This is a genomic window from Nitrosomonas sp. Nm166, assembly GCF_900112825.1.
Lineage (GTDB): Bacteria > Pseudomonadota > Gammaproteobacteria > Burkholderiales > Nitrosomonadaceae > Nitrosomonas.
Window position 1 is genome coordinate 1 of sequence record NZ_FONE01000067.1, and the last position, 8,843, is coordinate 8,843.

The window sequence follows — 8,843 nt, forward strand, 5'->3', positions numbered from 1 at the left end:
GATGATTCTGAGGAAGCTGAGGCTTCTTCTCGCCCTCATTCTCGTGCAATTGCATTGGCCATTAATGAATGATGACGGAGCCAACCATCGTCTTACACTCGCCTACGCCTGAAAATAGAATTGTTCAGGGGTGACTACTTATTTCCTCACATGAAGCCTGATTCTGCATACGCTCGACTAAAAGCTTGCTTGAATCTAGAAAAGGATGAGCGCTTAACATTCGGGCAAATCATCGCTGCCATGAATTTCTGCGGTCAGTACGATCCTTTGATGTACGCATGTGACGAAACATTGCACGCGCGCCCTGACAGAAAAGCACCAAGCGCATGGGTTTATCTTCATTTGAATGGCTTGCTGGTTTATATATTTATAATCAGGCGCTTGAGTAGTCGTGATTAATATTATTTACTCATAGATTCTATTATCGAACTAACACATGCCTGGACTTGTGGCTGGTTAAATAGCTCTGGTGTTTCGTCAGTCTCTGATATGCCAGTTTTAAGAAATTTATGAATATCATCCATGAGCGCGGTTTCGGGCAAACCGGCATCGATTAACTCTTTTGCATTATCGGCTGCAGTCTTAAAAAACGTCCGTAAATACTGTGGACCGGATTTAATGTAATCGTCACTTTCAATACTTGGGTACCCGGCTGCATCTAGGGCCTTTAATACATCAAACTCCAAGATTGGTTTAATATCATCTAGGAATTCATCAAGTTTATACATTCACAATTCTCCTTTTAGTTGTGCCGCCCGAGCGGCGGCTTGGGGGGTTATGCTGTAAGTTCAGTTTTTTCTTTTGATGGGACACCAGCTTTCAGAATCTTGTCAGTTACGCTAAAAATTTTTTGTGCTGATTTTTCGCTAATGGTCGCCTCATTTAACCAGTGCTGAATATATCCACGCGATTCGTCTTGCCTGTCAGATCCAGTAAAGTACACAACAATATGAAAGCTACTGATTCTGCTTCTACTTCTCTGATAACCCTTGGGGTTTGTTCGCTATCTGTCATTGTGTGTTCTGTAGTATGACCTAAAACGACGTGAGCAATTTCATGGAATCGTGTTTTATGCGGATGCTGTGCGAGCGGATTGATAGCGATCGAGGTACCTGATGCGTAGCCTTGACAGTTATCGTCATAAAGGTCAAATTTACCTTCCGTAATATACAAATTTGAAAGCGCAGTTGACTTGTCCCATTTTGGGAAGACTACTTCATTAACATAATCTTCACCCTCAGTCTGCTCTAAGACGAATCAGTTATTTTTCCAAACAAAGTGAGAAAATTGAAATTCTTCAGTTTCGCCTTCTTCATTTTCGCGCTTGCCTTTCAGTGTGACTGGCATGCAGAGAGCAATAGCTTTCTGACCTTTCTTGACGCTGCGTCCCTTTTCTTGCCATGCCTTATATGACGCAATTGGTCCTAAATTCAGTCCACGGCTTGCGCATTGAAAGCGTCAGCAAGCATATCGCCTAAGCTGTAATTGTGAAATGCTGCATAAGCAGAGCTTAAAACACCAGGGTTAGAAACTGCATTGTTTAACCACAGAAGACATTGATATGCTTGTGAATTAATTTGTATTGAAAACCTATTTTTGATTTTGTGATTTCTCCGAACTCCATTTCATATAAGTCATCATCATTTAAAAGTATCTTTACGTAGTTAACTTTTAAACCTGATATTCTAGGTAAAAGGAACGATAAACCACCTCGCTTTTCGTTATGTGTTGTAAAAGCTTTGCGCCAGTCATAACTTTAAATTTGTGCCCACCAATCTGGTGGTAGATTATTTGGACAACCTGTTCAAATTCTTTTTTGATTAACATCATTAACCCTCCAGTTTAGATTTGGTCCCGCCGGGCCGGATTAATGAACGTTATTTCTGCGTTTCAGTTCTACCACATATGCTTTTTGATCGTAGCGAGCGCTAAAGAACCGCCCAACTTTCTCAATCGCTTCCAAGATTTTTTCTTCTGTTACAACTTGCCCAGTTAGCAGTTCTTGAGAAATTTTAATTACTGAGTAATTTTTCATTTCCATTTTGTCCCCTTTGTTCATATCTTTAAAAACATGAACATAATCATATGCTTATATAGTATATATGTCAACACAAATAGAAATATAACCCTATGATTATCATAAAAGAATCTGATCAAAATCTATATATTTATAAGTAAACTTGATATTTATCAAAAAGATTATTAATATTGCAATCGATTCAAAATTGAATTGATCGTGATGAGAAAATCCAGTTAGAAGAAGGCCGTACGCATCATGGGATACAAAAATTCCGTGAAGCGTGTCTCCATGGCGAGTCAGCTTCGAGTTCAAAAAACTTAAAGCCAGGAGACATAGAAAATGGCCGTTACCAAATTGGCGGATTCGTCAAACCAGAAATATTCCTTCCTTACCTGCAGCAAGAAACTACCGTTAAATCCAATCTGCGCATTGACTCATTAAAAATCATACTACTTAGGAGCCGTTGCCTCATCTAAAATCATACCAGTTGGAAACAATAAGAAAGGAGATTTAGATGATGATCAAATCAGAGTCTAGCTGCTCGGAGGGAGTTGCAGGCAATTATTAAGCAGAAGTATCATAATGCGAGTTGGGCGGATAGGAGTAAGTTATTGGATGGATTTGTTGCTGCCACAGGTTACGAGCGGAAGTATGCCATTCAGCTGATGAACAGTGCAGAAATGCCTACCCTACCAAAAAAGCGCCCAGCATCCCAGAAGTATGATGAACAAGTACGACAAGCCTTAATTTCAGTCTGGGTTACCGCTAACCAAATTTGCTCAAAGCGTTCGTGCCGTTTTTGCCGCAGCTGGTAACGGCCATGGAACATCATGACCATCTACGGTTACCAGTCGATGTGCGAGCACACTTGCTCAGCATCAGTCCGGCCACTGTAGATCGCATGTTGAGGCCGGAGCGAGAGAACATCAAGAAAAGCGTCAGTACCACGTATCGCGGCAATCTCTTAAAACATCAAATTAAAGTAAGGGCATTTGCTGATTGGAACGATGTCACTCCAGGTTTTCTGGAGGCTGACTTGGTCGCGCACTGTGGTGGAAACACTAATGGCGCTTTCTTAAATACACTGGTTCTGGTTGATATATCTACAGAATGGTTAGAAGGTATGCCACTGCTGCGAAAATGTGCCAGTGATATTATTAACGGTTTGCGAGTCGCTGATGAACTATTGCCATTCCCTTTGCAAGGACTAGATACTGATTGCGGTAGTGAGTTTATTAACTATGACTTGTTAGACTACTGTGAAGATAGGTTTATTACCTTTACTCGCGCACGAACACACCGTAAAAAACGATCAAGCCCATTTGAAGAAAAGAATGGCTCGGTAGCGCGTAGACTGGTGGGTTATGGCCGATTCGAAGGCCGGGAAGCCTGGGAAGCGCTGGCTAAGTTGTATTGCGTATTGAGGAAGTATGTTAACTTTTTTCATCCATCACTGAAGCTGCCAGAGAAAGAATGACAAGGGGCTAAAGTATCAAAGAGATACGATAGCGCAAAGACGCCATTCCAACGTATCCTGCTCTCTGAGCATATTAGTCAGGCAAAGAAAGACTCGTAAACTGCAGAATATGAAATATTCGACCCTGTCGATATACTGGCTCAGCTGGAAATGCTACAAGATAAGTTATGGGAATTTTCTTGGAACAAGAACGACAGTGCAGAATCCAGTTTTGTCGTCAGCAAAGATGATATTAACGATCAAAATACGCAACCGGAGAAGTGCGGTAATTTAAATCGTCATTATCACACAAGCGAAAAGGTAGACTTAAGAAAAGCTCCTCGCACTTGGCGAACGAGAAAAGATCCTTTTGAAAATGTTTGGGATGAGATTCGATTGCGGCTAGAGCTGATGCCAGAGACTACAGCCAGTGAAATTATACAGTGGGTCATGGGAAAGTACCCAAGCCAGTTTTCCACTGGTCAAACCAGGACCCTGCAAAGAAGAATCGCACAATGGCACCAGGAACAAGAAAGTCATGAAAAAACATTGCGAGCACTCATGACCAATCAAATGACGCCTCCGCTGACTTTCTCCATTACAGATACAGGCATTCAGACTAATTTGGATTGTGGGAAAAAGGATGTAGCGAAATCACTTAATTACTGACATGATCGTACTGTAGGTATACTGGGTAAGCCCTGCTCGTAGGCTTTGAAACTAAACTTTTTGTGATGAGGTGTACCGTTAGATAATAGTATGATTTTTGATTGAGGCAATACGGACCGGACAGGGTAATTGTCATCTAATAGTAATGCTGATGGGTCGATTAAGCGTAGCCGTACTGTCACTAGAGAGTTTGAGCGGCTTTATCCTTTGCCTGCTGGTTATAACCGCGCTGATTGGCAAATTGATCACGTAATACCGCTAGCAGAAGGCGGATGCGATGCTGTAAGGAATATGCAATGGCTTCCGGAATCAATAAAAACTTGTGCTGATGATCATTGCAAAGATCGATGGGAGAGGGAAGGAATCTATTCAAAAATAAGAATTTTAGCTTTAAGAATGCTGACCAAACTATGCCAAAACATGACCAATTATGCCTAAATTTGGTCAGTTAATATCAAATAAGTAGTTGATATTATTGACTTTATTGGCGGAGAAGGCGGGATTCGAACCCGCGGTACGGTTTGAGCCGTACACACGCTTTCCAGGCGTGCACCTTCAACCACTCGGTCACTTCTCCAGATTAGAAATAAACAAAGGGACAAAGAATAAACCAGATCTTATTTTCGGGCAAATTTGTTTTAAGTCGCTTGTAGAACTGGAAGTTTAGTAGCTTAAATGTTTCCAAATGGAAAAGGTAGCGCCCTGTCCTATTACTGTGCCAGTAGATGTCTGGATGTTCCAAATGATGATTTGATCAGCCAGAAAACGTCTTCCGGTACTGGAAATTCTTATACCGCTATAATTGGAGATATATCCTTGTGTTTTAACTTGCTCCAGCATGCGGGCGCGATCTTCACGGTTGATTGGTTCAGCGGTGAGCTTTGAGGGTGTCTGAGTAAACTGTTGCCAATCCATAGCCCATAAATTTAGGGCTGTTCGATTACCGTAATTCAATATGGGATCATTTTCTATACCATGCGATGCGACTACAAATGGGCTGTTGAATAAGCGCTCAGCTTGCTCAAGTGGTGTGCCGTGCCGATGGATGAGTTCCTGTTTAGTCCAGTAGGCATAGCTATCTAGCAAATATTGACACCATTGCACTGTTTGTGGGTTCTGCGCGTTATTTATCATTAATGCAAATTGTATAGACAATGAAAATTATAGGAAAGTTTTTGGCAGAAAGGCAGTGCCACCTATAGACTAAGGTGTTTCACTGTCACTGTATTACTGAATCTCAATTGTAATGAATAGACTAATAATTATCGTATTCTAGGCGGCCTTCACGCCTGATCAGGTCGTCAATAGTAAGACCTACTGCCGATATGCCATTGAATACCGTCCCCACTCTTTTCTTATTGAAGTGCTCTAGCATAGTTGTATAAGCTCTGGGTGGCAACGGGAAGAATTTGACTTCCTTTACTGTAAGTAGGGCATTCTTCATATAAAATTCAACAAATTCTTTAACTTCACCTTTCCCAGCCGCTTTAGCATTTACATAGATAAAGATAGGACGGGATAAAGGCTGATAACTCCCGTCTTCAACAGTTTCCACAGATGGAAGGATAGCGCCATTGCCATTATCTATGGCAATTGCTGTCACCTTGTTTTGGTTTTCGATGTAATAAGCAAATCCAAAAAACCCCAGTCCATTCTTATTACTGGCTACGCCTTCCACCAACACGTTGTCATCCTTAGATTCGTTAAAGTCACTGCGACTTGATTTCGCCTTGCCAACGATGGCCTTAGTAAAGTAGTCGAAGGTGCCGGAATCAGCATCTGCACCATAGAGTCTGAAGACTTCATCAGGCCATGCCGGGTTTATCTGATTCCATCTGGTAATTTTGCCTTGCGCAGCAGGTTCCCACATTTTCTTCAACTCTGCGATGGTCATCGCCGTACTCCAGTTGTTTTCCGGATTTACTGCCACGGTCAATGCATCAAATGCGACGGGTATTTCAATATATTGCACACTGGCATTTTTGCAATCTGCCATTTCATTTTTAAGAATAGGGCGGGAAGCGTTGGCAATATCGAGCTCACCGCGGCAAAATTTCTTGAAACCGCCGCCACTACCTGAAATATCAACTGTTACTTTAACGGCATTCCTTTTAGCGATCTCAAACTTGCTTGCTACAGTTTTAGTGATTGGGTAGACAGTACTGGAGCCATCAATCTTAATAAGCGGTTGAGCATTTGCGCTGGCAGCGCTCATGATGGTGCTCAATAATATTAATATTTTTAATGAATAAATATTGTATAACTGCGGCATTTCATCCTCCTGTTTGAGATGATTGCTTGATGTAGTGGGCTTTAGATTTTATAAGCACCATATTAACGATTTTTTTAGTAAATGACAGTATTCTGATTACTGCAATTCGACTTCATGGAACTAAGCAGATTTTTTGAATGGATTGGGAATCCAGAAACAGAAGAAAACCGAATTCCCAACTTAGACATAAACACAACTTAAATTATTGATAAAGATTGTTAGAAATCAATTGTCCACTGTGTCAAGAATGCGCTCAGATCCGCATTATTCCATCCATTAGTCCGTGCACCACTACCACCAGAATATCCATCCGTATTGGTGATCGGCGTTCTTGCGGTGTTGATATCCAGCATATGGATGACGTTAGCCTGAAATTTAACATTTGAATGGGGATACCAGTTCAGGCCGAATCTGACCATATTAGCTTGACCTCCAGTGATTACGCCAGAGTTCATGTTGATGTAGTCATAACCCGCTGCGATTTCCCATGCGCCCCAGCCTGGACCATTCCATTGAAATGGCCGATGAGGTTTAATCCGGTTTGCTGCACCGTTTCTGACGTGATAGGCCTTGGACTCGCCGGTCAGGAAATAGCTTGCAAAGCCGTAATAGCCGGTCAGATGTTCATTGTCGTAACCAGCACCGTTTATATTGGTACGTAAATATTCACCTTGTGCTGAGAATGGACCATAAACAAACCAGGCTTCTGCGCCATAGCGATCGTAACTGGTAATCTCGCGGCGATTCGGATCAGTTAGCGCGCCTGTACTCAGGTTACCGGTATTCAGTATATTGGTGCGATCTACGTTGGTTCCTGGAAATGCAAAGAATGCCATTCCGCCGCCGCCACCTGTCTGTCCTTCTCCAACCATGGTGCCATCAGCCCGGTACTGGGTATTAACCGCAGTGTGTCCCGCAGAGATACCCACATGCATGAACTTGGTTTCATCTTCCATCCATGGTCTGCCACTGACGCGACCGATACCTTGCCAACCGGTATCACCCGAGCCATTATTGCGGTTCTGATTGCCGTTGGCGTTGACTGAGGTAGAAGCCGCTGACCAACCACCAATAGGCTCTGTTTGGAAAGCCAATCCAGTTTGCCAGCGCTGCACTGCGTAATTGACACCGATACCAGTTTTATAAGTATTAGGGTTATCGACGAACGAGTTAACGGACATATGGCGTTCAATAAACGTTAAGAACCGGTTGCTGGCAGCTTCTTCCAGACTGAATGGTTCTTTAAATGAACCAATTTTATAAGATAGCGCATTGGTATGATTTAATCGCACGAATGCGTCGGTAATTCCGGATCCAACCGTGCCATTACCACGGCTAAAGTCATACTCGAATTTATAATCCCATATTTTAAAAAAGGTGCCTTCAATACCCAAGCGAGCGCGACGGATATTCGCACCACTATTCAATTCATTAGGCAGATTAGCTCCAAAAGCAGGATCAGGATCATTGATAAAATTGTATTGCGAAGCAGGTTGTATACGCCCATTGAGCGATACTGAGAAATTACCGTCCTTGGTTGACCAATGTAAACCGCGATCATCAAAATTTCCGTGTATTTTTTCAACTTCCTTGACACGTTCTTCGAGTACCGAGACTTGACTAGCGAGACGTTCAGGTAAGGCCTTATTCGCGACTTCTGTGGCTTGATTTTGACGGGCTGGAGCTGATTCAGTCGATTCTGTTTTTTTTGCAGAGTCTGCCAAAACTTGTTGTGATGAGACCGGTGGTGATTCTACTTTTTCTTCTTTTACGTATGAACCTATATGTACCCGGCCAGGTCCTGGTTCTGCGAAAATCTGCTTGGTTTTTGTGTCTACATATAAATCCAATGCATAAGTACTGGATATGGCGCATAAATTTATTGCCACTGCGATTGCCAAAATAAATCTGAATGATTTCATATTCTTCTTGATCCAGGTTTCAAAAGTTAGTTACATAAGATGGCGATCGTTATATAGCAGCAATGTTACAGTTTTATGACAGTTGCATTTTTTTACAGCTTTGTGACAAAATGTTTTTCCATTCCGAACTTCAGTAATGAAGTAACTACTTGTGTTAAGGATAATTAATTTCTAAAATAAGGAATTGAAATGATAAGTGATTTTCGTCGCTCCTTGTTTCTTGGACTAGTGGGAACTTTTTTTCAAATACTACTTGTCTAATGTAGATGATTAGTTATAGATTGCTTTCTATGTTCTATGCTAATCATATATATTTCTATTAACTAACTCATTAATTAATAGGAGGTAGAAAATGGCAACAACATATGGCGCAACTAGCTCAAGCAAGAGTGCTGACTACGACATGTCACTGTGGTACGACTCTAAGTACTACAAGCTGGGCATGGCAACGATGCTGCTGGTTGCGATATTTTGGATCTGGTATCAAAGGACATTTGCTTATTC

General features: G+C 41.9%; 10 protein-coding genes, 1 tRNA gene and 1 pseudogene. 4 read left to right on the forward strand and 8 right to left on the reverse strand.

What is annotated here, in order from left to right; translation table 11 throughout:
• Window positions 1-401: 401 nt before the first annotated feature.
• The 4 genes and pseudogenes from BM021_RS13930 to BM021_RS15615 form a co-directional block, all read right to left on the reverse strand.
• Entirely contained in the window at window positions 402-728 is a 327-nt protein-coding gene (locus BM021_RS13930; protein WP_090721615.1) for a hypothetical protein, read from the reverse strand.
• Window positions 729-882: 154 nt separating this feature from the next.
• Window positions 883-1,173: an ImmA/IrrE family metallo-endopeptidase gene (locus BM021_RS13935; RefSeq protein WP_090721616.1), complete on the reverse strand. Its 291-nt coding sequence runs from the start codon at window positions 1,171-1,173 to the stop codon at window positions 883-885.
• 84 nt (window positions 1,174-1,257) lie between these two features.
• Window positions 1,258-1,437, reverse strand: a pseudogene (locus tag BM021_RS16665) (ArdC-like ssDNA-binding domain-containing protein); the annotation flags it as partial.
• Window positions 1,438-1,867: 430 nt separating this feature from the next.
• Window positions 1,868-2,041 carry a hypothetical protein gene (locus BM021_RS15615; RefSeq protein ID WP_177186391.1) on the reverse strand — a complete coding sequence of 58 codons (174 nt, stop codon included), beginning with the start codon at window positions 2,039-2,041 and terminating at the stop codon, window positions 1,868-1,870.
• 799 nt (window positions 2,042-2,840) lie between these two features.
• Here BM021_RS15615 and BM021_RS13950 point away from each other — a divergent pair.
• From BM021_RS13950 to BM021_RS15355, 3 genes are all read left to right on the forward strand, one after another.
• Complete coding sequence (locus BM021_RS13950; RefSeq protein WP_090721619.1) at window positions 2,841-3,497, forward strand: integrase catalytic domain-containing protein; 657 nt, start codon at window positions 2,841-2,843, stop codon at window positions 3,495-3,497.
• Window positions 3,498-3,647: 150 nt separating this feature from the next.
• Window positions 3,648-4,145 (forward strand): hypothetical protein, encoded by a 498-nt coding sequence (locus BM021_RS13955; RefSeq protein WP_090721620.1) that lies wholly within the window; start codon window positions 3,648-3,650, stop codon window positions 4,143-4,145.
• A gap of 129 nt (window positions 4,146-4,274) precedes the next feature.
• Window positions 4,275-4,583 carry an HNH endonuclease signature motif containing protein gene (locus BM021_RS15355; RefSeq protein ID WP_143074358.1) on the forward strand — a complete coding sequence of 103 codons (309 nt, stop codon included), beginning with the start codon at window positions 4,275-4,277 and terminating at the stop codon, window positions 4,581-4,583.
• Window positions 4,584-4,630: 47 nt separating this feature from the next.
• Here the strand turns inward: BM021_RS15355 and BM021_RS13965 are convergent.
• The 4 genes from BM021_RS13965 to BM021_RS13980 all read right to left on the reverse strand — a co-directional run bounded on the left by BM021_RS13965 (window position 4,631) and on the right by BM021_RS13980 (window position 8,339).
• Window positions 4,631-4,722 (reverse strand) — tRNA-Ser (locus BM021_RS13965).
• A gap of 86 nt (window positions 4,723-4,808) precedes the next feature.
• A complete protein-coding gene (locus BM021_RS13970) occupies window positions 4,809-5,279 on the reverse strand; it encodes an MEKHLA domain-containing protein (RefSeq protein WP_143074359.1) in 471 nt (156 codons plus the stop codon).
• Window positions 5,280-5,400: 121 nt separating this feature from the next.
• On the reverse strand, window positions 5,401-6,417 hold the full coding sequence (locus BM021_RS13975) for a PstS family phosphate ABC transporter substrate-binding protein (protein WP_090721622.1): 1,017 nt from the start codon (window positions 6,415-6,417) through the stop codon (window positions 5,401-5,403).
• 218 nt (window positions 6,418-6,635) lie between these two features.
• Window positions 6,636-8,339, reverse strand: coding sequence for an OprO/OprP family phosphate-selective porin (locus BM021_RS13980; protein WP_090721623.1), 1,704 nt, complete (start codon window positions 8,337-8,339; stop codon window positions 6,636-6,638).
• A gap of 352 nt (window positions 8,340-8,691) precedes the next feature.
• Between BM021_RS13980 and BM021_RS16335 the strand changes: the two genes are divergently transcribed.
• Window positions 8,692-8,843, forward strand: a 152-nt coding sequence (locus BM021_RS16335; protein ID WP_305728878.1) for a methane monooxygenase/ammonia monooxygenase subunit C, incomplete at its 3' end; no start/stop codon positions are given.